The following is a 22,351-nucleotide window of genomic DNA, read 5'->3' on the forward strand; positions in this document are numbered from 1 at the left end:
GGCGGGTCGCGCTCTCTCATCAGTGGTCCCGCTCGACGCGCGGGAGTTGATCGAAGTAATGCTCGACGCGCGACAGCGCATACAGCGCGGCGGCCGACCGCACGTCGTTGCGGTCGCCCGAAAAGCGCCGCGTCTCGGCGAAGGTGGTGAACTCATTGCCGCGCCGTCGGAACGACCACGCGAAGCATTGCGTGCCTGCTGGCGGATCGTCAGCGGAGCCGCCATGCGCGCCGCTATCGGCGAGCCCCGTGTTCGCTACCGCGATGTCCGCGCAGCAGCCTTCCTGGCGCAGCGCGCCCTCGGCCATTTCGCGCGCGACCGCTTCGCTGGTAAGCCCGTATTGCTTCATCGTGCTTTGCCGCACGCCGAGAAAGCCTGCTTTTCCCGATGGCGAGTAGCTGACGAAGCCGACATCGAGACACGCGCCGCTACCCGGCACGCTCGCCAGATACGACGCGATCTGACCGCCGGTGCAGGATTCGGCGGTCGCGAGCTTCAGACCTCGCGAGCTGAGGAAGGACACGACCTGCATGGGAATGTTCATGATTTTCGCTTTGGTTGTGCGACGGATTCGGACGGCATTTTGTTCGTGCAATCGCTCCCGAGAAGCGCGCAGCAAAGATCGGTCCGGGCGCGCGTCACGTTTCGCGCATCGCCACGAGCACCTGCCGGCGGTATGCTCATTGCTGAAGCGTGAAAGAGCAGCGGACTCCCGCGCGGCCCCGTCGCAATGCGTGGCGCGCGCAGCGCCGCGCATTCGCGAGGAGGCGGCGATGAGCGATTTCGACGAAGCGCGCGCATGGATGGTCGAACGGCAGATCGTGCAACGCGGCGTGCGCGACGACTACGTGATCGAGGCGATGCGGCGCGTGCCGCGCGAGGCATTCGTGCCATCCGATCTGCGCGAATTCGCGTATGACGATACGCCGCTGCCGATCGGCGGCGAGCAGTCGATCTCGCAGCCGTACATCGTCGCGAAGATGCTCGCGGCCGCCGAGTTGCAGCCCGGCGATCGCGTGCTCGACATTGGCACGGGCTCCGGCTATGCGGCCGCGATCGCCGCGGAGATCGCCGGCCGGGTGGATTCCATCGAACGCGACGCGAGCCTCGCCGAGGGCGCGCGCGAGCGCCTGCAGCGGCTCGGCTACGAGAACGTCGAAGTGCATGTCGGCGACGGCACCGCAGGTCTTGCCGCGCATGCGCCCTATAACGCGATCATCGCGGCGGCGGGCGGACCGCGTGTGCCGCGAGCGCTGCGCATGCAACTCGCCGTGGGCGGACGGCTCGTGATGCCGGTCGGCAGCAGTCAGAGCCGTCAGCGGCTCGTGAAGATCGTGCGGCGCGACGAACACGACTACGACGAAGATGCGTTCGGCGACGTGCGCTTCGTGCCGCTCGTCGGCGACGATGGCTGGCCGGAGCCAGGCGGCGCGCCGCGCGCGGATTTGCGGCCCGCATCGACGTCCACGCCCATCCCGCTCGCACCTACGCCGGCCGCACCTACGCCGGCCGCGCTCGAACTCGCGATTTGCGACGCGGCCGAACCGTTGCCCGACATCGATTCCGCGGAATTCGCGGCATTTTTCGACCGCTTCGCCGGGCATCGCGTCGTGCTGCTCGGCGAGGCCAGTCACGGCACGTCGGAGTTCTACCGCGCACGCGCGGCGATCACGCGGCGCCTCGTCGAGCAGCACGGCTTTTCGATGATCGCGGTCGAGGCCGACTGGCCCGACGCCGCGATCGTCGACCGGCATGTGCGCGATCGGCCGATGCCCGGCGGGCGGTCCCGACCGTTTCGCCGCTTTCCGACCTGGATGTGGCGCAACACCGACTTCATGGGCCTGGTCGCGTGGCTGCGCTCGCACAACGCCGCGCACCCCGAGCGCGAAACGCGCTTTTACGGGCTCGATATCTACAGCCTTTCCGAATCGATCGACGCGGTATTGCGCTATCTCGACAGCGTCGACCCTGCCGCGGCGCGCATCGCTCGCGAGCGTTATGGGTGCCTCAGTCCGTGGCAGAAAGATCCGGCCGTGTATGGACGCGCCGCGTTGAGCGGCGGCTACGCGCAGTGCGAAGAGCACGTGGTCGCGCAACTCGGCGATCTGCTGAAAAGCCGGCTCGACTATGCGCGCGAAGACGGCGAGCGCTTCCTCGACGCGGCGCAGAACGCGCGGCTCGTGGCGGTCGCCGAGCACTACTATCGCGCGATGTACTACGGCGGGCCGCAAAGCTGGAATCTGCGCGACACGCATATGTTCGACACGCTGCGTCATACGCTCGACAGCCGCGGGCCGCAGGCGCGTCTGGTCGTGTGGGCGCACAACTCGCATATCGGCGACGCGAGCGCCACGCAGATGGGCCGCATGCAGGACGAGATCAATCTCGGCCAGCTGTGCCGCGCGCAGTTCGGCGACGCGGCGGCGCTGATCGGGTTTGGCACGCACAGCGGCACGGTCGCCGCGGCGAGCGATTGGGGTGGACCGATGGAGGTCAAAACCGTGCAGCCATCGCTCGAGGGCAGCGTCGAATTCAGCATGCACGGCACGGGTCTCCCGCGCTTCCTGCTCGACCTGCGGCCCGGCATGCACGACACGCTGCGCGAACGGCTGCGCGCGCCGCTATTGGAGCGCTTCATCGGCGTTATCTACCGTCCCGCGACCGAGCGGTATAGCCATTACGCGGAAGCGTCGCTGGCCGAGCAGTTCGATGCGTTCGTGTGGTTCGATCGCACGAGCGCGGTGAGCGCGCTGCCCGTTTCCGCCGACGAAAAGAACCACGCGGCGGAGACTTTTCCATTCGGTGTGTGAGGGCGATCGGCACGCTCACGTCTCAGGCGAGGAACGCGGCTTGCAACGGAACGGACAGGGCATTCCAGCTGGTCCGAACCGAGGGGTCGCTCATGAACAAGGTTGTACAGCGCCTTGCCATCGCCGCGATGTCGGGTGTTGCCAGTGGCGTCGTCTGCGCGCAAGGCGCCTGGCAAGTTGAGCCGCGACCAGGCGAACCGTGAACACGCGGGGCGCGCGAACCAGGCCGCGGTTCAGCACGGACAGCGCCGCCAGCATGGCGCGAGCAGCGCGCGCGAGCGGCGACGCGGCCCCGCTGCCGCCACCGCCGCGCGGGCTCGCGATTCCGCCATGAAGGACGAACCGGTCTGGTTCCTGCTGATCGGCGCGCTGCTCACGTTCATGGCCGTCGCACGCGGGCCGATCCGCCGCTTGCCGCTGACCGGCGCGATGATCTATCTGCTGGTCGGCGTGGCGGTCGGGCCGGCCGTGTCCGGGCTCGTCGGGGTCGATCTGCTCCGCAATACCGCGTTGCTCGCGACGCTGGCTGAAGTCGGGCTCGTCGTGTCGTTGTTTTCGATCGGCATGCATCTGCGCGTGCGGCTGCGCAATCCGCTGTGGTTGTTGCCGCTGCGGCTCGGCGGCCCGGCGATGCTCTTCACCGTCGCCTTGATGTTCGGCTTCACCGCTTGGGTGACCGGACGCGCGGACGGCGCGGCGTTGTTCCTCGCGGCCGCGCTCGCGCCGACCGACCCCGTGCTCGCCAACGAGCTGCGCGTGACGCAAGCTGGCGACGACGAGCCCGTGCGGTTCGCGTTGTCGGGTGAAGGCGGCCTGAACGACGGTGCCGCCTATCCGTTCGCGGTGCTGGGACTGACGCTTGCCGGCGCGAGGCTGTTCGGCTCGGGCAGTGGCGTGCATTTCGTCGGCTCGGTGCTGTGGGGGATCGTCAGTGCGCTCGTGATCGGTTGCGTGTTTGCGATCGTGTTCGCGCGCGCGATCTTCTTTCTGCGCACCCGCTACGGCGAGGCGATCGGTCTCGACGGGTTTCTCGCGCTAGGCCTGATGTCGACGTCGTACGGCGCGGCGCTGCTGCTGCACGCGTATGCGTTCGTCGCGGTGTTCGTGGCGGGCGTCGCCGTCCGTCACGAGGAACTGCGCGCGACGGGCGACAAGAATCCCTCGGAAGTGCTCGACGAGGTGCAGCACGGCGAACAGGTCGATGTCGCGCGGGATCCAGAAATGGCGCATGCGGTCCTCGCCGAATCGATGATGGGCTTCATGCGCGAAATGGAGCGACTCGCGGAGTTGTCGCTGATGCTGATCATCGGCTGCGTCGTGTCCGCGCACTGGCGCGAGATGTTCGATCTGCGCGCCGTGTTGCCCGCGGTGTTTCTGTTTTTCGTCGCGCGGCCGCTGTCCGTCGTCGTCGCGATGATGGGTGCGCGCATCGACAACAGCCAGCGGCATCTGATGGCGTGGATGGGGATTCGCGGCGTCGGCGCGTTTTACTACCTGATGTTCGGCCTCGAATACGTGCGTGGCGCGATGACGCCGTTGCTGCCCGCCGTGCTCGATGCGATCGTGTTGTCGGTGCTGCTGCATGGCTCGACCGCGAACTATCTGTTGCGGCGGTATTTCGACCGGCGTCGCTGAATGAAGCGACGGGCGCGATGGCGCGCGTGAGTTGTCGCGCCGCGCTCCGCCTGGCTCCCGTTTGCCGCTCCTTGTATCGCAATGTATCCGCGCGGCCCGGGGATACGTGCGCTTACCAAACCCGCTGATCCAGACACATGCGAGATACGTCGGCGCGTTCAAATACGTGCACCGCAAGTTCGAGCCCGGATTTGCAGACCTGAATATCACTGGATCAACAGGAGTAAGCCACCATGACCCGCATCGAAGAAGTGCTGTACACCGGCAAAACCCATACGACCGGCGGCCGCGAAGGCGCCGCGCGCAGCTCGGACGGCCGTCTCGACATCAAGCTGTCGTCGCCCGGCACCTCGGGGGGTGGAACGAATCCGGAGCAGTTGCTCGGCGCGGGCTGGTCGGCGTGTTTCATCGGCGCACTCGGGCTGGCGGCGCGCGCGTTGCATCTGTCGTTGCCGGCCGGTACCAGCGTCGATGCGGAGATCGATCTCGGCACCGCCGATGGCGCTTACTTTCTTCAGGCGCGGTTGTTCGTCAGTCTTCCCGGTGTCGAGCGTGACGTGGCGCACGGGTTGATCGAGCGAGCGCATCTGACCTGCCCGTATTCGAAGGCGTTGCGCGGTAATGTGGATGTGCAGACTACGCTTGTTTGAGCGTCGCTGAGGGTGGTGACGGGGCCGCGCCGAAGCATCGCGCGGCCCCGCGTATCTGCTATGCCAGCAGCTTCGAAAGCTACGCGGTGTCGGGTTCGAGCGGCCCGCTACGCCGCAGGCGCAACCGACGCTCCCGCGATCTTGTGCCGCGCGAGCGATTGCGCCACCAAGCCCGAGGCCTTCATCTCTTCGACAAACGAACGCAGCGCGTGAGCCGCCGCTTCGCCGCGGCTCTTCGGCACACCCATCGCCTGCCGGATCACCATGAAGCGCTCGTCTAGCAACCGCAGACCGGGAGTTTGCTTCGCATCGGCTTCGAGTTGCTGCTTCACGCCTGCCGCCACTTCCAGATGCTGCTCGATAAACGTCGGCACGACGCTCGGCGAGCTCGGCGCGCGCACGATTTGCGCGGATTTCAGCTCGCGCGTCAGAAACAGATCGTATGCACTGCCTTTGCCGACGACGACCCGGTTGTGCGCGTGATCCACATCCTGATTCGAGCGTACCGGCGAGTCGTCGCGCACCAGGTAGAAGCCTTCGATCAACACATACGGCGCTGTGAACGCGATCGTCTCGCCGCGCAACGGATCGATCGCGAAGAAGCCGAAATCCGCGCGCTCCTCGCCGACCGCCTGCACCGATTTGCCGGCCGTATCGAAGACGACCAGCTCCAGTTCGACGCCCAGTTTCGCGGCGAACGCGCGCGCGAGATCGATCGATACGCCGAACGGCTCGCCGGAGCCGGCGTGACGATTGGCCAGGATTGGATTGCCGAGATTGATCGACGCGCGCAGCTTGCCCGTGGGCGTGAATGCGGCGACGACGGAGGGATCGATGGTCATAACGGCTCTCGTGGCGATGGCGTTGGGGCGAGCGAAGTCTCAGGGTTCAAGGATTTCGCTGATGCGGGATAGCGCGTTGAGAGTATGCAACAGATGCTCGCCCATTGCTTCTGACACTTCTTCGTTGCGCTCGCGCTCCAAAAGTTCGGCAGGAAGCATCGTTGCAAGGGCGGGGGATGCCCGTTATCCGTGCCACGTCCCCTCGCCCTTTCACCCGCCAGCGTTACTTCAATCCCGCAGCTTCACCGCCGTCATCCGCGGCATTAGCAGATGAATGATGCCCAACGCAACCAGATACGCCGACGCGCCGACCGTAAAGAGCGCCCAATACTGCCCGGTGCGCTGCAAGGTCTCGCCGATCACGCCGGAAAAGAAGAACGAACCGACCATCCCCGCCACGCCGCCAATACCGACCACCGTGCCGACCAGCCGCTTCGGAAACACGTCGCCGACGATGGTGACGAGGTTCGCCGACCAGCCCTGGTGCGCCGCTGCCGCGAGACCAACGGCGAAGACCGCCCACCACAGGCTCTGGAAATACGACAACGTTGCGATCGGCACCACGCACAATGCACAAATGAGCATCGTGAGCTTGCGCGCGAAATTCGGCCTGTTGGTGCGCGCCATCAAACGCGACGACAGCCAGCCACCCGCCACGCTGCCGACCGATGACATCGTATAGATAGCGATCAGCGGCAGGCCCATGTTGCCGATGTCGATATGGCGCGACTCATTGAGCCACTTGGGCAGCCAGAACAGATAGAACCACCACACCGGATCGGTCAGCAGCTTGCCGAAGACAAACGCCCACGTTTCGCGGTACTTGAGCACCGACAACCAGCCGACTTTCTGCTCGACGACTTCCTCGCGATCCGCATTGATGTAGTCGAGTTCTTCCTTCGACACCGACGGATGCTCCGAAGGCTGCCGATAAACCAGCATCCACACCGCCAGCCAGATGAAACCGGTCGCGCCGCCCGCGATGAACGTCGCGCGCCAGCCCCACGTCACGGCAGCGATAGGCACGAAGGCCGGCGCCACGATGCCGCCGATCGTCGCGCCCATGTTCCAGAAGCCCGTCGCTAGCGCGCGTTCCTTCTTCGGAAACCACGTGGCGGTAGTGCGGATCGCAACCGGAAAATTGGCCGCCTCGCTGAAGCCGAGCAGACCGCGCACGGCCGCGAAGCCCGGCACGGTCGATGCCACCGCGTGGAGCATCGCGGCGAGACTCCACAGCGCCATCGCGCTGCCGTAGACCTTCTTCGTGCTGACGCGATCCGCGATGCGGCCGAAGATCGCGAGACCCACCGCATAGGCGACCGTAAACACCATCACGGTCTGTGCATACTGCACCTGGCTCCAGCCGATATCCTTTTGCAGCAGCGGCGCGAGCAGCCCGAGCATTTGACGATCCATGTAGTTGATCGTCGTCGCGGCGAAGATCATCGCGCAGATGGTCCATCGGTATCGTCCGACGGCCGTGCGTGCGACGGCCGTCGTGGCTTCTATCGTTTTCATCGTGTCTCCTAAGGTTTCTGGAAATAGTGTCTATACGGTTGTTCGATGCAGTTAATGCGCGGAGGCGGGCATTCCTTCGCGCGGGCTCATGCGGGAGAAGAACACGACCCCGGCGGCCACCACCGACATCACCGCGAGTCCAGTGAGGCCGCCCTCGATCGAGCCGGACTTCTGTTCGAGGAAGCCGAAGGCCGCTGGCGCGACGAAGCCGCCGAGGTTGCCGATCGAGTTGATCAGCGCCAGCACCGCGGCGGAAATCCGCGCGTCGAGATAGCCCTGCGGGATCACCCAGAACAGCGACGAGGCGGCCTTGAAGCCGATCGCGGCAAAGCAGATCGCGACGAACGAAAACACCGGGCCGCCCTGGCCGGCCGCATACATGCCGAGCGCGGCGATCAGCAGCGCGCACGCGACCCACGCCTGCTGGAACTTGAAGCGCGCCGCGAGCATCGCGAACAGATACATCGCCGCGATCGAGATCAGCCACGGAATCGAGTTGTACAGGCCGACCTGGAAATCGTTGAAATGGCCCATCTTGCGGATGATGCTGGGCAGCCAGAAGGTCGCGCCGTAGATGGTCAGCGATACCGCGAAGTAGATCAGGCAAAAGATCAGGATTTGCGGATCGCGCAGCAGCGCGCCTATCGATGGCTTGACCGGGTGCGCGGCGGCGCGCTGGCGTTGCTCCTCGCCGACCGCATCGAGCAAGGCGTCCTGCTCGGCGCGGGTGAGCCAGGCGGCGTCGCGCGGCTTCGAGTCGAGCCACAGCAGGATGAAGCCCGCGAGCACGACCGAGAACATGCCTTCGATGATGAACATCCACTGCCAGCCGCGCAGCCCCGCGCCTTCGATCAGCATCAGCCCGCCGGAGATCGGCCCGGACAGCACCGACGCGAGCGCCGAGCCGCTCAGGAAGATCGCCATCGCCTTGCCGCGCTCGTTGCTCGGCAGCCATTGCGTGAAGTAGTAGATGACGCCGGGAAAGAAGCCCGCTTCGGCCGCGCCGAGCAGGAGCCGCATCGCGTAGAACGACGTCTCGCCGCGCACGAACGCCATGCCGGCCGCGGCCAGCCCCCACGTGAGCATGATGCGCGCGAGCCACAGCTTCGCGCCGTAGCGCTGCAGCAGGATGTTCGACGGCACTTCGAAGATCGCGTAGCTGATGAAGAAGAGCCCCGCGCCGAGCCCATAGGCCGCCGCCCCGATGCCCAGATCGGCGCTCAGATGCTGGCGCACGAAGCCGATGTTCACGCGGTCGATGTAGTTGACGATGAACATCACGACGAACAGCGGCAGCACGCGCCATTTGATCTTGCGCACCGCGCTCGCCAGCGCGCTGGCGCGCTCGGGCCGCGCGGTGTCGGCAATCGGGCTACTCATGCGGTTGTCTCCTTCGATGGCGACGCGCGTTGCGCGTCGCGGGCCTCGTAGGCGCGGATTGGAAGAGAGAATTAAAAGCGCGGATTCTTGCCGGTGAAGCCCGGCTCGTACTTGCGCATCTGCGAGAGGTCATCGCGATTGCGCACGCCGCACGACAGATACTGCGCATGCAGTTCGGCGAGCCGCTCGCGGTCGAGCTCGACGCCGAGGCCCGGCGTGGTGGGCACGCGCACCGAGCCGTTGTCGAACTCCACGCGGCCGCCCTTGATGACTTCTTCCTCCTGCCACGGATAATGCGTGTCGCACGCATAGGTCAGGTTGGGGATGCTTGCCGCGACGTGCGTCATCGCCATCAGGCTGATGCCGAGGTGCGAGTTCGAGTGCATCGACATGCCGAGATCCCACAGCTTGCACATGCGCGCGAGCGTCTGCGTCGCGCGCAGGCCGCCCCAGTAGTGGTGATCCGACAGCAGGACCTTGACCGAACCCATCTCGGCGCCGCGCCGGAAATCTTCCATCGTCGTGATGACCATGTTGGTCGCGAGCGGCAGGCGCGTGTGCTTCGCCAGTTCGGCCATCCCTTCGAGACCCGGGCACGGGTCTTCGTAGTACTCGAGCAGCTCGTCGAGTTCCGGTGCCGCCGCGATGCTCGTTTCGAGCGTCCAGTTGGCGTTCGGGTCGAGGCGCAGCGGCACGCCGGGGAACGCCTGATGCAGCGCGCGCATGCACGCGATTTCGTGTGCCGGTTCGAACACGCCGCCCTTCAGCTTGATGCTCTGGAAGCCATACAGCTCGATCATTCGACGCGCCTGCGCGACGATCTGCTCGGGGCTCAGGCCTTCGCCCCAGGCGTCGGGCGCATAGGGCTTGTCGACGTGCTCGGCGTATTTGAAGAACAGATAGGCGCTGTAGGGCACGGCGTCGCGCACCTTGCCGCCGAGCAGATCGACGATCGGCGCGCCGACGATCTGCCCTTGCAGATCGAGCATCGCGACTTCGAGCGTGCTGATGACTTTCGGCGCGTTCTTCGCCGAGTGCGAGCCGGGCGCGAGTTCGAATTCGACCGCGCCCGGGCTCGCCTTGATCGACGCTCGCACGCGCTCTTCCATCCGATTGAGGTCGAATGGCGACAGGCCGGTCACCAGCGACTTCGCCTGTTCGAGCACGCGTAGCATCGGTTCGTCGCCATAGGTCTCGGAGATGCCGACGCGGCCGTCGCTCGTCTCCAGCTCGACGATGGCGCGCAGCGCCCAAGGTTCGTGGATTCCGGCGGCGTTGAGCAGCGGGCCGTCGCGGAAGGCGATCGGGGTGATGCGCACCTGCGTGATGGTGATGTCGCGAGTCATGATGGCATTCGGCATAAGAAGAGTTTGATGGGACGGATGGTAAAGCACTAATGTATTAGTGCGTTACTGGGGTAAGTACCCATGTGCACTGTTCGCGAAATTCCGCTCGCAAGCCCGCTGGAAGGGGCGGGCGTCGGCTATAGTACTAGTGCCTCAGCGGACCGCCATGCCGAGTCACGCCTGCTTCCATGCTTCAGTTTCTGCCATGAAAAACCACGCTCATTCGTCGACGGTAACCCGGCTCGACCGCTCCCGCCACGCCGCGCCGCAAGTATTCGAACGACTGCGCGAAATGATCCTTTCCCTCGAACTCACGCCGGGTACGGTGCTGTCGCGCACCGAGCTGGCGAACCGCTACGGGCTCAGCCAGACGCCGGTGCGCGACGCGCTGATGAAGCTCGGCGAGGAAGGTCTCGTCGACATCTACCCGCAGCACGCGACGGTCGTCAGTCAGATCAACGTGACGTCCGCGCTGCAGGCGCATTTCCTGCGCCGCTCGATTGAACTCGAAGTGGTGCGCACGCTCGCGGAGCAGCGCGACGCCACGCTGATCGCTGAACTGCGCCTGACGATCGCGCGGCAAACGGAAGTGCTCGACCTGAAGAACTACGAGCAGTTCTCGCTGCTCGATCAGGCGTTTCATCGGCAGATGTACGAGGCGGCCGGCGTGCCGCAGCTATGGGATCTGGTGCGTAGGTTGAGCGGCCATATCGACCGGCTGCGGCGCCTGAATCTGCCGGTGGAGGGCAAGACGATAGCGGTCGTGCGCGATCACACCGAGATCGTCGATGCGATCGACAAAGGCGATGTCGAGGCGGCGCAGGCAGCGCTACGCAAGCATCTGTCGGGGACGCTGAGTCAGATCGATCAGATCCGCACAAGTCATCCAAATTTTTTGGCGGACGAGTGAGCGTTCGCTGAATCGCTGGCTACGGCTGGTTCACGGTCATTCTGAATGGACCGCCGTTCGCGGCCGCGTGGGATACCGCTTCGTTGAGCGGATCGCAACATCCTCGTTTTCATGTTCATCGAACCGGAAGCACGGCGGCTGTTCGGACCCGCCTGGGAAAACGAAGCGCGCCGCATGTGGATCGCGCACGATGCGAAGGCCCTAAGACCTTGGTCCGATTGACGCGACAGCCACGCGTGGCACCCTTGTACAAAGTCGGCACACTCGGGTTCAATCTGTCAGGGAGGTCACCATGTTTTCATTGAGCCGGGAGTTCGCGGTCGCGGTCACGGCTGTGTCCGTGATGGCTTGCGCGGGAAGCTCCTGGGCAACCGAACAGGCTCAGCAGCGTCGCGCCGGACGTGACGTTCGCCAGGAGACACGCCAGGGTTCCCGCCACACGAAGCAGGAGTGCCGGGCCACGGACCAGAAGAGCAATTCGCAATGCCGGCAGGACAAGCGGCAAACCAAGCAGAACGGCCGTCAGGCGGCCAGGAATATCAAGTATTGAGCGTTTGCGTTCGCGTGCGCCAGCTGGGCACTGAACCAGCGACAGCAGGGGATGGCAGACACCACGTCCACCAGATCAAGCGGGGAAGCTGATGCGAGCCTGCCGATATGTAGCGCTTTGCACCTTGCCGTTCATGATCGCCGGCTGTAACACGCCTCCGATCGCACCGGGCAAGCCGGTCGATATCCCGACTGCCCTCGAGCAGGTTCTCCAGGGCCTGTGCAATTTCCGCAAAGATCAGGCCGGCCGGAAGCAGGATCTGGGCGCTGCAATCGACTCTATCACCGTGGAACTCGACCTGACCGTCGACGGAGCGAGAAATCCCCCGGTGGCGGTTGCGCCGGATATCCAGTTCATTCCCACGGTTAGCTATGGTCAGATCATGACGGCAAACAGGGGTAGCAGACTCGTGCTTACGCTGAAAAACACTGGCAGCGGTGCCCACGGCGGCGACTGCGATGTCACCGCGCCGGCCAGGTAGGGACCACTTTCGCTTGCCATAGTCTATGGCTTTGCGAAAGCGGCCTTTGCGACCGGAGGCATCGCGAATCAGATGACTGGGCACTTGCCGCGCGTCGAACAGCGCGGATCGCGCCAACGTTGCACGTCAACCTTGGGCGATGCTCTCCCACGCGCCCGATTGAGCCGAGCGGAACACGGCATCGATCACCCGCATATTCGCGCGCGCATCTTCTAGCGGAATAGCCTGCGGGCCTCCACTCAGGATCGCCTCCGCGAACGTGGCGGCGGCTACGCCATATTGATCGCACACCGCAAGCTCCAGCCAGCGATCAGTCGCGACACCGTCGCTATTGTGCTCACTGATTAGCAGCCGCGTCGGTCGATCGTTTGGTGCATTGAATGGAATTTCGACTTCGATTCGCCCCTTGGTACCGTGAAATTGCATCCGCTGGTACGGATAGGTCTGAGTCGAGTAAAAGAAACTCGCCTGCACGCCATCGAAGTCCATCAGCACGGAGCCGAGCCGGTCCACTTTGAAGGTCGGATCCTGCTCCAGCAGCGCAACTACGCGCCGTGGCTCATGCCCGATAGTGAAGCGCGACGTCGTGATCGGATAACAACCAATATCGAGCAGACCACCGCCACCTAGCTCGCTCTTGTTGCGGATATTGTGTTCGTTCGTGTTGTGATAGGTGAAACCGCCGGTCACTGCCCGCAATTCGCCGATCGCGCCTTCGTCGATCAAGGTCCGCACCTTCAACCATTGCGGATGCGTGCGAACCATGAAGGCTTCCTGGATGTATCGGCCGTTCTTGTCGCGCGCGGCGATCAGCCGTTCAACCTGTTGAGCGTCCAGGCTGATCGGCTTCTCACACAGGACGTGCTTGCCCGCCTCGACCGATTTGATCGTCCATTCCACGTGGAGATGATTGGGTAATGGAATATAGACCGCGTCGATTTCCGGGTCCGCGAGGAGCGCCTCGTAACTATCGTACGCGACAGCCAGACCATACCTGGCCGCGGCTTCCCGCGCCTTCTCCGGAGAGCGCGACGCGATGCCTTTCACCCGACACTTCGGCGCGTTGTGCATGGGCACGACCACCTTGTCGTTGATCTTTGCGGCGCCCAAAATTCCCCAGACTATTTCATCCTTTGCCATGACATCCCTTTATTCGATTGCGTATCCGATGAGTCGAGCAGGCTGAACATTCGCGTGAGTCGACAAGTCGCGTGAGTCCGCGAACGACCAGAAGCACGCGATCGTATCAGTTTAACCGTGTCGACCCGCGATACCCGATACCCGGTCCGACCGAAGGCACGACCGCGACTCGTCAGCTAGACCTCGGTCCGCCTGAGCAGATAGCCGAGGCCGCCCACCCGATACCATCGGTAGCCGAACGGCTCGAGCACCACCGCGTGGCGGCCGCCATCGTCGGACTCGCTGTGGTCGTCGGACAGAAGATTGATCAGCGACTGTCTACCCGGTTCGTCGGAGCTTAGGCGGAATTCGACGGTACACGCTTCGGCGCGGAAATTATGCAGAAACAGCACGGAGTTGTTACGCCACTGATAACTGAGCGCGAGCACATTGATTCGCGAGGTAGGCAGCACTTCGAAGTCCCCCCAGCTGATTTCCGGCACTTCCTTGCGCATGCGAATCATCCGCTCCGTCCAGTTGAGAAACGAATCGGGATCGCGTCGCTGCTTCGCCACGTTGACCCGCTCGAAGCCATAAGCCCCGCCGCAGATCGTCGGGACGGGCGGGTTTGCATGACTGGTGAAGCCGCCTTGCGGCTCGCCCGACCATTGCATCGGCGTGCGCGCACATTGGCGCTCGGGCCGGCGCAGGTCGTCGCCCATGCCGATTTCATCGCCGTACCGGAACACGGGCGTGCCGGGCAAACTCAACATCAGGCTGTAGGCAAGTTCAAGGCGACGTCTGTCGCCCGACAGCATTGGCGCAAGTCTGCGGCGGATGCCGCGCCCATACAGCTGCATGTCGGGGTCCGGAGCGAACGCGGCGAACACTGCCGCGCGCTGAGCGGGCGTCAGCCGGCCCAGATCGAGTTCGTCGTGATTGCGCAGAAACACCCCCCATTGCGCGCTCGGCGGCCGTGGCTTCGTCGCAAGGAGCGCGTCCTTCAACGGCTTCGTGTTGCCCGTCGCGAGCGTGTAGAACGTGTTTTGATTGACCCGGAAGTTGAACATCATCGGCAGGCGCTCGCCCTCGTCGCCGAAGTACTGGAGGTCGGTTTTGGGCGGCACGTTGGCTTCGGCCAGAATGATCGCGTCACCCTCGCGCCACTGCAGAAACTCGCGAAACGTTCGCAACATGTCATATTGCTCGACGGGGCGGCGCACCTTCGGGCCCTTCGTCGCGATGACGAAGGGCACCGCGTCCATGCGGAATCCGGAAACCCCCAGCTGGATCCAGAAGCCCATGATCTTCAGCAATTCCGCCTGCACATGCGGATTCGATGTATTCAGGTCCGGTTGAAAATCATAGAAACGATGGAAGTACCAGCGTCTCGCCCGCTTGTCGAAACTCCAGGTCGACTTCTGCACGCCCGGAAACGCGACGCCACGTTGCGCATCGGGCGGTTTGTCGTCCGACCAGACATACCAGTCGCGATACTTCGAAGCGGGATCGCTGCGTGCTTCCAGGAACCACGGATGCTGATCGGACGTGTGATTGACCACCAGATCGATGATGACGCGCAAGCCCCGCTCGGCGCACGCATGCGTAAACTCGGCGAAATCGCCGAGCGTGCCGTACTTCGGGTCGACGTTGTAATAGTCGCAAATGTCGTAACCGTTATCGCGTCCGGGCGAGGGGTGGAAGGGCATCAGCCAGATCGTCGTCATGCCAAGCCCTTGCAGGTAATCGAGCCTGCGCATCAGGCCCTGGAAGTCGCCGACGCCGTCGCCATTCGCATCCATGAAGGTGCCTACCGAGAGGCAATAAATGATCGCGTTCTTGTACCAGAGGTCATTGAGCATAGGTTCCGCGCGTAGCGCCAAAACGATCGATCGCCAAGAGGAATTGCAATGTCGGAGCTTGCGTGGTGGCAACGCGGCGTGATCTATCAGATCTATCCGCGCTCGTTTCAGGACAGTAACGGCGATGGCATCGGCGATCTACCCGGCATGAGCGCGCGGCTTGAATATGTCGCGGCGCTAGGCGTCGATGCGGTGTGGATCTCCCCCATCTACCCGTCGCCCATGGCCGACTTTGGCTATGACGTCGCGGACTACTGCAACATCGATCCGATATTCGGCACTCTGGACGGGTTCCAGCAATTGATGGGCCACGCACATCGGCTTGGGCTCAAGGTGCTGCTCGATTTCGTGCCGAACCATTCGTCGAGCCGGCATCCGTGGTTCGAGGAAAGCCGCTCGTCACGGGACGATCCGAAACGGGACTGGTATCTGTGGCGCGATCCCGCGCCTGATGGCGGCCCGCCGAACAACTGGTTGAGCCGCATGGGAGGCTCGGCGTGGGAGTGGGACAAGGTGACGGGACAGTACTACTATCACGCGTTTCTGCGGGAGCAGCCTGATCTGAACTGGAGAAACCCGCAGGTACGCCGCGCGATGGATCAGGTGCTGCGATTCTGGCTGGATCGCGGCGTGGATGGCTTTCGCGTGGACGTGCTGTGGCTGTTGATCAAGGACGCGCAGTTTCGCGACAATCCGCCCAATCCCGGCTATCGGCCGGGCGAGCCGGAACATCATCGGCTCTTGCAAAGTTACACGGAGGATCAGCCGGAAGTGCATGAAATCGTCCGCTCGATGCGAGCCACCCTGGACGGGTACGGCGAGCGCGTGCTGATCGGCGAAATCTACCTGACTGTCCCGCAACTGGTGAAGTATTACGGCGTGAACGGCGAAGGTGTGCACATGCCGTTCAATTTCCAGCTGCTCAACGCGAGATGGGACGCGCAGAACATCGCCCGCATGATCCGGGATTACGACATCGCGTTGCCCGAATACGGATGGCCGAACTGGGTGCTGGGAAACCACGACAATCCGCGCGTTGCATCGCGCGTCGGCGCGGCGCAGGCGCGGGTGGCCGCTGTGCTGCTGTTGACGCTCCGAGGGACGCCGACGCTCTACTACGGCGATGAGATCGGCATGACGGATGGCTATATCGCGTCAGATGAGATCCAGGACCCGGCGGAACGCCGGCAACCGGGCATTTGCCAGGGGCGCGATCCCGAGCGCACGCCTATGCAATGGGATGGCTCGCTGGCGAATGCGGGCTTTACGGACGGCAAACCGTGGTTGCCGATTGCGACGGCGACGAGCGTGCGCGAACAGGACGGCGACATGTCGAGCATGTTGTCGCTCTATCGGCGCCTGCTGAGCCTGCGCCGCGGCAACGCCGCGCTCGTGCGGGGCACGATAGAGAATGTCGTTGCTGACGGCGACGTGCTGACCTATGAGCGGCGATATGGCAATCAACGCCTTTTCATCGCGCTGAACATGGGCGTCGAAGATGCCACCGTGCAGTCGCGCCCGGGCATGGTGTTGCTATCGACGGTGAGTACGCGCATCGGCGAAACCTTCGTGGAGGGCGCCAACTTGCTTGCCGCCAGCGAGGCGGTCATCGTGATTCTGACGCGAAGCTTGTCCGATGCCGTGCGGCCAATTAACGGGCCGAACGATGCAGTTCGGTAGTCGTTCCCCAAGGTGCTTCAACCTCATTGGTTTCCACGAGCAATTGCGGAGTCGCCCGACTGCGATCCGGCGGCCGCGCTCGCGCTCGAGCGTCAAAGCCGATCACGCAGCGGTCAAAGGCGCGGCGCTGGCACTCTCATCCATCGACGAAACGGTACTGCGGATGCGCGCCGCGATTCGCGCGTCGAGCGGCGTGTACACGAGCATGCTCAGATCTGGCCGACCATCGACGGCGAACAGCGAATACTCCATTTCGATGGTCCCGAACGCAGGATGCAGCAGGCGCTTAACGTGCTGTCCTTCGCTGTGGCCGAATACCTGGTTTTCGCGCCACATGCGTTCGAAGTCCGGGCTCGCGCGACACAGATCGTCGACCAGATCGCCCACCTCGGAAGCGAGCCCCGCGCGAGCAACGTCCGCTCGGAACGTTCCCACGACGAAGCGCGCGACACTCTCCCAGTCGTGCTGTTTTGCCCGGACGGCCGGATCGCCGAACAGGAAGCGCAGGATGTTGCGCTGGCCCGGCGGCAGCGCGCTGTAGTCGGTCAGCACGACGGCTGCGGCGCGATTCCACGCGACGACGTCCCACGTCGCGGTCTTGATGATCGACGGGCTGGCATCGAGTGAATCGAGCACGCGCTGCAAGCGCGGGTCCACTGCGTCGGTGGACCGGTAGCGCACTTCCGGGAGGCGTCCGAGGCCCAGCATGAAAAGATGTTCGCGCTCGGTATTCGTCAGCATCAGCGCCGCGCAGATGCGCTCAAGCACCGCGGCGGACGGCGCGCCGCCGCGGCCCTGCTCGAGCCACGTGTACCAGGTCGAGCTGATATTCGCGCGCTGCGCCACTTCTTCCCGGCGCAATCCGGGCGTTCGCCTGCGGCCCGAGAAGCCGAAGCTGGCCGGATCGAGCCGCGTGCGGCGACTACGCAGAAAGTCCCCGAGGGTTTGGGCGGTGTTCACTGGGATGATTAACCTGTTAGTCGCTTTACCGGGATAAGCTCACTACTTCAATAGCATAGTGAATGATCGCATAGTGCGTCGGTGGCTATTCTGGAGACTTGACCATGCGAATCTTTCTGACGGGCGCAACCGGGTTTATCGGCTCGGCTTTGGTGCCCGAACTTATCCAAGCCGGGCATCAGGTTGTCGGCATGACCCGGTCCGACCAGGGCGCGCAGGCTCTCGGCGCAGCCGGTGCGGAGGTCCATCGCGGCACGCTCGAAGACACCGACAGCCTGCGCAGCGGCGCCGCGAAGGCGGACGCCGTCGTTCACCTTGCTTTCGACCACGATTTCTCCCACTTCGTGGAGAACTGCGAGAAGGACAAGCGTGCTATCGCTGCACTGGGCTCGGCGCTGGCCGGCTCGGATCGGCCGCTTCTGATCACGTCGGGCACGGGCGTCGGCAGCCGCGATAACGGGCAGCCGGCCACCGAAGACGTGTTCAACACCAGTCACCCGAACCCACGCATCGGCTCGGAGCTGGCCGGCAACGTGCAGCTGGAGGCGGGCGTCAACGTGTCGGTGATGCGCTTGCCGCAAGTGCATAACCCATACCGGCAAGGCCTCATCACGCCGCTCATCCAGATCGCGCGGGACAAAGGCGTGTGCGCATATGTGGAGGAGGGACGCAACCGCTGGCCGGCGGGGCATCTGTCGGATGTCGTGCGGCTGTACCGGCTCGCGATCGAGAAGGGCGAACGCGGTGCGCGCTATCACGCGGTCGGCGAAGAAGGCGTTAGCGCCCGCGAGATCGCCGAGGCGCTCGGACACGGCCTGAAGTTGCCGGTCGTCTCGATCGCGCGCGGCGAGGCGCAGGCGTACTTCGGATGGATGGCGATGTTCGCCGCGCTCGATATGCCGGCATCGAGCGCGCAGACGCAGGCGCGTTTGGGCTGGCGACCGACAGGTCCGACGCTTCTCGCGGATCTGAACGAAGCGCGTTACGTTCAGGTGTCCGCGTAGCTTTCGCTGTCGCTGTCAGCCGCCGTCGCACGAGAACAAACCTGGAGCAACCATCGCCGCCATCATAGGTGTTTCATTACGCCACTCGCCAGCTTGCGCAGTTCGTCGAACTGCGTGACGAGCTGGAGGCACAGAATAAAGGCCAGCGTCGCTGCGGGCGCCGGGTGGCGTTCGGTCCATCGCAGCACCGGCGTCGCGTAGCGTACGCGGATCGCATCCCGCGTCATGATCAAGGTGATCGCGATCCCGACCGCGGCGCCCACCAGCAAATCGGTCGGATAGTGAAAGCCGAGATAGGCGCGCGGAAGGCAAATGAACAGCGCAGTATAGAGAAGCGCCAGCACGCCGACGCGCCGCGACATCAGGAAGATGCCGGTGGCGACCGCCATCCATAGCATCGCGTGATCGCTCGGGAAGGAACTCCAGTTGGTCAGCACTGCGTCCTTGATTTCGCCGCTGGCAAAGCGCAGATGCAGTTCGGTGTCGTAGACGGGGCGCACCCTGAATGGCAACCAGTGAGTCAGCAGTCTTCCGACTAAGAGCGCCACGATGCCGCTGACAAGCGTCGCGAGAACCATTTCTCGCCGCCATTCGTGGCACTCGTCTTGCTGAAACCACATCCACCACAGCACGGGAATGAGTACGAGGCCTTTGAAGGTGTACAGGTTGTCGATGGCCTGGATGGATAGAGTCGCGAAATGGCCGAAGTGTATGTTGGACAGATATGTTTCGATGGACAAATCGAAGCTATTCATTGTTTTCTAAAGAAATTGAGCCGGTCGCGGATGAGGGTCAGCATAATTCATCGCATGCACGGCATTTTTTGGCGCTTACTTTCACTGACAATTTTTACCGCGCAATTTCATCGCTAACTTTCAGTGACCCTGTGGACGCTCATAACAAGGGGAGGCGTGTGATTGAAATGCGCTCGTCCTGTCCAGCGCTGGGTCACCGCGCAGGATGCGGCGATACACTGTAGCCGGATCTTTCAAGGAGGCCGTCATGAAACTGGTCGACTGGAACATTCAGTGGGGATGCGGCGTCGACGGCCGCGTCGACCTCGGACGGGTCGTGCGGGAAGCGCGCGCGTTGTGCGACTTCGACGTCCTGTGTCTGCAGGAAGTCACGCGCGGCTTCAACGAAGAACCGGCGGCCGGCGGACTGAAAGGCGCGCCATCGTCCGATCAGTTCGCCGAACTTGCCGCTCTGCTGCCGGAGATGACCGTGCTCGATGCGATCGGCTCCGATCTGCCCTCGTTGGGCGCGAGCCGTCATCGGCGGCAGTTCGGCAATGCCATCGTGACCCGTTTGCCGGTTCGTCAGGTGCTGCGCCATTCTCTGCCGTGGCCCGCGGACCCCGCCAAGCCGTCGATGCTGCGCGTCGCGCTCGAAGCGGTGCTCGAAGCCGACGTCGGTCCGCTTCGTGTCATCACCACGCACCTCGAGTTCTATTCGGAGAAGCAGCGGCTCGCACAAGTGGCGAGACTACGCGAGTTGCATCAGGAGGCGTGCGCTCACGCGCGCGCTCCCGCGCGTGGCGAGAAGCCGGACAGTCCGTTTGCCGATACGGCGCGCCCGGTCAGCGCGATTTTGTGCGGAGACTTCAACAGCGCATTCGAAGACACCGCCTTTCGCCGGATGCTCGAACCGATCACCGACGCTCCGGCGTTCGTCGATGCGTGGGCCCGCGCGCACCCAGGCGAGCCGCGTGCCGCGACGGTCGGCCTATACGATCACGAGCAATGGCCCGACGGAGCATTCGCGTGCGATTTCGTTTTCGTCACGGAAGACCTGAGCGCACGCATTGCATCGTGCGATGTCGATCAGCACAGCCGCTCGTCCGATCATCAGCCGATGTGGCTGGAACTGCGTTGAAGGGACTCGGCGTTACCGCCCCGTTATTGGCGCAGGAAAATCCGACCGCGTGATTCGCCGGGATGCTTAAGGTGCTGTTAAGGGTTGCTCTGCGATGGTTGAGCCTATGTTCAAGCCATGAGAATAGTGAGCACGTCACATGAATAGCAACCCGTCGCAAACTCGCGCGCATGCAGTCAGTAAAGTCCCGCAGATCACGCTGGGCTTCTGGATCATCAAGATCGCCGCCACGACGCTTGGCGAAACGGGCGGCGATTGGGTGACCATGTCGCTCAAATTGGGTTATCTGATCGGCACCGCGATTTTTGCGGTTATTTTTATTGGGCTGGTCGCAGGGCAGATCAGGGCGGAGCGGTTCAATGCCTCGCTCTATTGGGCGACCATCGTTGCAACGACCACGCTCGGTACCACGCTGGCCGACTTCGTCGATCGTTCGGTGGGAGTCGGCTATCCGGGCGGTGTAGTCATCGTCTTCGCGCTTCTGCTTGCGAGCCTGGGCGTCTGGTACAAATCGGAAGGTACGGTGGCGGTGCAGAACGTGACCACGCCCAAAGCCGAGTGGTTCTATTGGGTGACGATCCTCTTTTCGCAGACACTGGGTACGGCCCTGGGCGATTGGGTGGCGGGATCGGACGAAGGCGGTCTGGGGCTTGGCTATGAGTACGGCGCTTTGATCTTCGGTGGGGGTCTGATGATCGTCGGTGCGCTTTATTACTGGTCGCGGCTGTCACGGACCGCTATATTCTGGGCGGCGTTCATCCTGACGCGTCCGCTCGGCGCGACCTTGGGGGACCTGCTCGACAAACCCATTTCTCAAGGTGGGCTCGAGATCAGCCGACTCTATGCGTCGGTGATTCTGGTTTCGTTCATGGCGCTCTGCGTGATTTTCTTACCGCAACGTCCTGCTGGGCGAGCGATGCGGTAGATGGCGCGAAGAGGCTACGAATATTCGGGAATAGCCATTGCGTGCCCGCTTCTCGGGTGGCGCGGCGTTATTTGCCGTGTCTACTCCTTCGATTACGGCAGCGACGAGTTTGACGCAACGCATTGGCACAGTGCCAGTTCATCCTCGCGAAGCTCGGCCTCGGGGATTTCGCTGCGCCCTCAAACTGGATGCGGTCCTGTCAACCCGGCCAAAACAGAAAAGAGAAGGAGCGCGATAGTCGCGCTCCGTTCATTCATGGGTTACAGCAGGCAGGCTTACTTGATCGCAGTCAGGTAAGAGCCGGACAGGAAGCGTTGCGAACGCGGAATGGTCGCCGTGTAGGCCTGAATCGCGGCTGCCAGCTGCGGACGAATCAGGTTACGGTTGTAGTCGTAGATCGAATAGCCGTCGCCTTCGCCATTGCTCGGATCGCCATTACGCACGACATACCAGAACGCCTTTGCCACTGAACCGTTGTTCATCAGAACCTTCAACTGGTTGAATGCGGCCGTTTGTCCGGCGTCCGTACCGTTGGTGCCATTGTTGGTCTCGGTCAGCCAGATCGGCTTCGCGCCACTGCTGACGAGGTTCGACACGGTGGTCATGAATGCCTGCACCAGCATGTTGTATTCGGCGCTGCCGAAGTAGGGGTGAACGTCGACGACATCGATCGTGGTGTTCAACGGGCTGGAAGCACTCTTCGTGTTGTTACCCATTGCCTTGATGTAGTCGGTCGCCTGGATCAGCTCGCTGCCCGCGGGCGGTTGCCAGCCGTTATTCGGGTACGCCGAGTTGTAGAAGTAC

20 protein-coding genes are annotated in these 22,351 nt (G+C 63.4%); 10 read left to right on the forward strand and 10 right to left on the reverse strand.

Annotation, left to right across the window (positions count from 1 at the left end; translation table 11 throughout):
• Positions 1 to 19: 19 nt before the first annotated feature.
• Entirely contained in the window at positions 20 to 544 is a 525-nt protein-coding gene (locus F6X39_RS24960; RefSeq protein WP_187618539.1) for a CinA family protein, read from the reverse strand.
• A 229-nt stretch (positions 545 to 773) separates the two neighbouring features.
• Between F6X39_RS24960 and F6X39_RS24965 the strand changes: the two genes are divergently transcribed.
• The 3 genes from F6X39_RS24965 (at position 774) to F6X39_RS24975 (ending at position 5,095) form a co-directional block, all read left to right on the forward strand.
• The gene (locus tag F6X39_RS24965; protein WP_187618540.1) at positions 774 to 2,810 is read left to right on the forward strand and encodes a protein-L-isoaspartate(D-aspartate) O-methyltransferase; all 2,037 of its coding nucleotides are present in this window, start codon (positions 774 to 776) and stop codon (positions 2,808 to 2,810) included.
• 330 nt (positions 2,811 to 3,140) lie between these two features.
• Positions 3,141 to 4,445 carry a cation:proton antiporter gene (locus F6X39_RS24970; RefSeq protein WP_187618561.1) on the forward strand — a complete coding sequence of 435 codons (1,305 nt, stop codon included), beginning with the start codon at positions 3,141 to 3,143 and terminating at the stop codon, positions 4,443 to 4,445.
• A 233-nt stretch (positions 4,446 to 4,678) separates the two neighbouring features.
• Positions 4,679 to 5,095 carry an organic hydroperoxide resistance protein gene (locus tag F6X39_RS24975; protein ID WP_187618541.1) on the forward strand — a complete coding sequence of 139 codons (417 nt, stop codon included), beginning with the start codon at positions 4,679 to 4,681 and terminating at the stop codon, positions 5,093 to 5,095.
• A gap of 107 nt (positions 5,096 to 5,202) precedes the next feature.
• Here the strand turns inward: F6X39_RS24975 and F6X39_RS24980 are convergent, their stop codons facing one another.
• The 4 genes from F6X39_RS24980 to F6X39_RS24995 all read right to left on the reverse strand — a co-directional run bounded on the left by F6X39_RS24980 (position 5,203) and on the right by F6X39_RS24995 (position 10,181).
• Positions 5,203 to 5,937: an ABC transporter substrate-binding protein gene (locus tag F6X39_RS24980; protein WP_187618542.1), complete on the reverse strand. Its 735-nt coding sequence runs from the start codon at positions 5,935 to 5,937 to the stop codon at positions 5,203 to 5,205.
• Positions 5,938 to 6,165: 228 nt separating this feature from the next.
• Complete coding sequence (locus F6X39_RS24985) at positions 6,166 to 7,455, reverse strand: MFS transporter (RefSeq protein WP_187618543.1); 1,290 nt, start codon at positions 7,453 to 7,455, stop codon at positions 6,166 to 6,168.
• Positions 7,456 to 7,506: 51 nt separating this feature from the next.
• Positions 7,507 to 8,835: an MFS transporter gene (locus F6X39_RS24990; protein ID WP_187618544.1), complete on the reverse strand. Its 1,329-nt coding sequence runs from the start codon at positions 8,833 to 8,835 to the stop codon at positions 7,507 to 7,509.
• A gap of 71 nt (positions 8,836 to 8,906) precedes the next feature.
• The gene (locus F6X39_RS24995) at positions 8,907 to 10,181 is read right to left on the reverse strand and encodes a glucarate dehydratase family protein (RefSeq protein ID WP_187618545.1); all 1,275 of its coding nucleotides are present in this window, start codon (positions 10,179 to 10,181) and stop codon (positions 8,907 to 8,909) included.
• A gap of 205 nt (positions 10,182 to 10,386) precedes the next feature.
• Here F6X39_RS24995 and F6X39_RS25000 point away from each other — a divergent pair, with 205 nt between their 5' ends.
• The 3 genes from F6X39_RS25000 (at position 10,387) to F6X39_RS25010 (ending at position 12,122) form a co-directional block, all read left to right on the forward strand.
• Positions 10,387 to 11,091 (forward strand): GntR family transcriptional regulator, encoded by a 705-nt coding sequence (locus F6X39_RS25000; RefSeq protein ID WP_184059055.1) that lies wholly within the window; start codon positions 10,387 to 10,389, stop codon positions 11,089 to 11,091.
• 292 nt (positions 11,092 to 11,383) lie between these two features.
• Positions 11,384 to 11,641: a hypothetical protein gene (locus F6X39_RS25005; protein WP_187618546.1), complete on the forward strand. Its 258-nt coding sequence runs from the start codon at positions 11,384 to 11,386 to the stop codon at positions 11,639 to 11,641.
• A gap of 133 nt (positions 11,642 to 11,774) precedes the next feature.
• On the forward strand, positions 11,775 to 12,122 hold the full coding sequence (locus F6X39_RS25010) for a hypothetical protein (protein ID WP_187618562.1): 348 nt from the start codon (positions 11,775 to 11,777) through the stop codon (positions 12,120 to 12,122).
• 126 nt (positions 12,123 to 12,248) lie between these two features.
• Here the strand turns inward: F6X39_RS25010 and F6X39_RS25015 are convergent, their stop codons facing one another.
• Complete coding sequence (locus F6X39_RS25015; RefSeq protein ID WP_187618547.1) at positions 12,249 to 13,262, reverse strand: Gfo/Idh/MocA family protein; 1,014 nt, start codon at positions 13,260 to 13,262, stop codon at positions 12,249 to 12,251.
• Between the two features lie 176 nt (positions 13,263 to 13,438).
• Positions 13,439 to 15,103 carry an alpha-amylase family protein gene (locus tag F6X39_RS25020; protein ID WP_187618548.1) on the reverse strand — a complete coding sequence of 555 codons (1,665 nt, stop codon included), beginning with the start codon at positions 15,101 to 15,103 and terminating at the stop codon, positions 13,439 to 13,441.
• A 48-nt stretch (positions 15,104 to 15,151) separates the two neighbouring features.
• Here F6X39_RS25020 and F6X39_RS25025 point away from each other — a divergent pair, with 48 nt between their 5' ends.
• Positions 15,152 to 16,783, forward strand: coding sequence for an alpha-amylase family glycosyl hydrolase (locus tag F6X39_RS25025; protein WP_187618549.1), 1,632 nt, complete (start codon positions 15,152 to 15,154; stop codon positions 16,781 to 16,783).
• Positions 16,784 to 16,885: 102 nt separating this feature from the next.
• Here F6X39_RS25025 and F6X39_RS25030 read toward each other — a convergent pair whose 3' ends face one another.
• Positions 16,886 to 17,743, reverse strand: coding sequence for a helix-turn-helix transcriptional regulator (locus tag F6X39_RS25030; RefSeq protein WP_187618550.1), 858 nt, complete (start codon positions 17,741 to 17,743; stop codon positions 16,886 to 16,888).
• Positions 17,744 to 17,847: 104 nt separating this feature from the next.
• On the opposite strand from F6X39_RS25030, the gene F6X39_RS25035 reads away from it, so the two are divergent.
• On the forward strand, positions 17,848 to 18,747 hold the full coding sequence (locus tag F6X39_RS25035; protein ID WP_187618551.1) for an SDR family oxidoreductase: 900 nt from the start codon (positions 17,848 to 17,850) through the stop codon (positions 18,745 to 18,747).
• A 62-nt stretch (positions 18,748 to 18,809) separates the two neighbouring features.
• Here F6X39_RS25035 and F6X39_RS25040 read toward each other — a convergent pair whose 3' ends face one another.
• Positions 18,810 to 19,502, reverse strand: coding sequence for a phosphatase PAP2 family protein (locus F6X39_RS25040; RefSeq protein ID WP_187618552.1), 693 nt, complete (start codon positions 19,500 to 19,502; stop codon positions 18,810 to 18,812).
• A gap of 247 nt (positions 19,503 to 19,749) precedes the next feature.
• On the opposite strand from F6X39_RS25040, the gene F6X39_RS25045 reads away from it, so the two are divergent.
• Positions 19,750 to 20,622 carry an endonuclease/exonuclease/phosphatase family protein gene (locus F6X39_RS25045; RefSeq protein ID WP_187618553.1) on the forward strand — a complete coding sequence of 291 codons (873 nt, stop codon included), beginning with the start codon at positions 19,750 to 19,752 and terminating at the stop codon, positions 20,620 to 20,622.
• Positions 20,623 to 20,761: 139 nt separating this feature from the next.
• Positions 20,762 to 21,547 carry a hypothetical protein gene (locus F6X39_RS25050; protein ID WP_187618554.1) on the forward strand — a complete coding sequence of 262 codons (786 nt, stop codon included), beginning with the start codon at positions 20,762 to 20,764 and terminating at the stop codon, positions 21,545 to 21,547.
• A gap of 275 nt (positions 21,548 to 21,822) precedes the next feature.
• Here F6X39_RS25050 and F6X39_RS25055 read toward each other — a convergent pair.
• A partial coding sequence (locus F6X39_RS25055; RefSeq protein ID WP_222945305.1) for a glycosyl hydrolase occupies positions 21,823 to 22,351 on the reverse strand: 529 nt, incomplete at its 5' end.

It is taken from the genome of Paraburkholderia sp. UCT2 (assembly GCF_014397665.1).
GTDB lineage: Bacteria > Pseudomonadota > Gammaproteobacteria > Burkholderiales > Burkholderiaceae > Paraburkholderia > Paraburkholderia tuberum.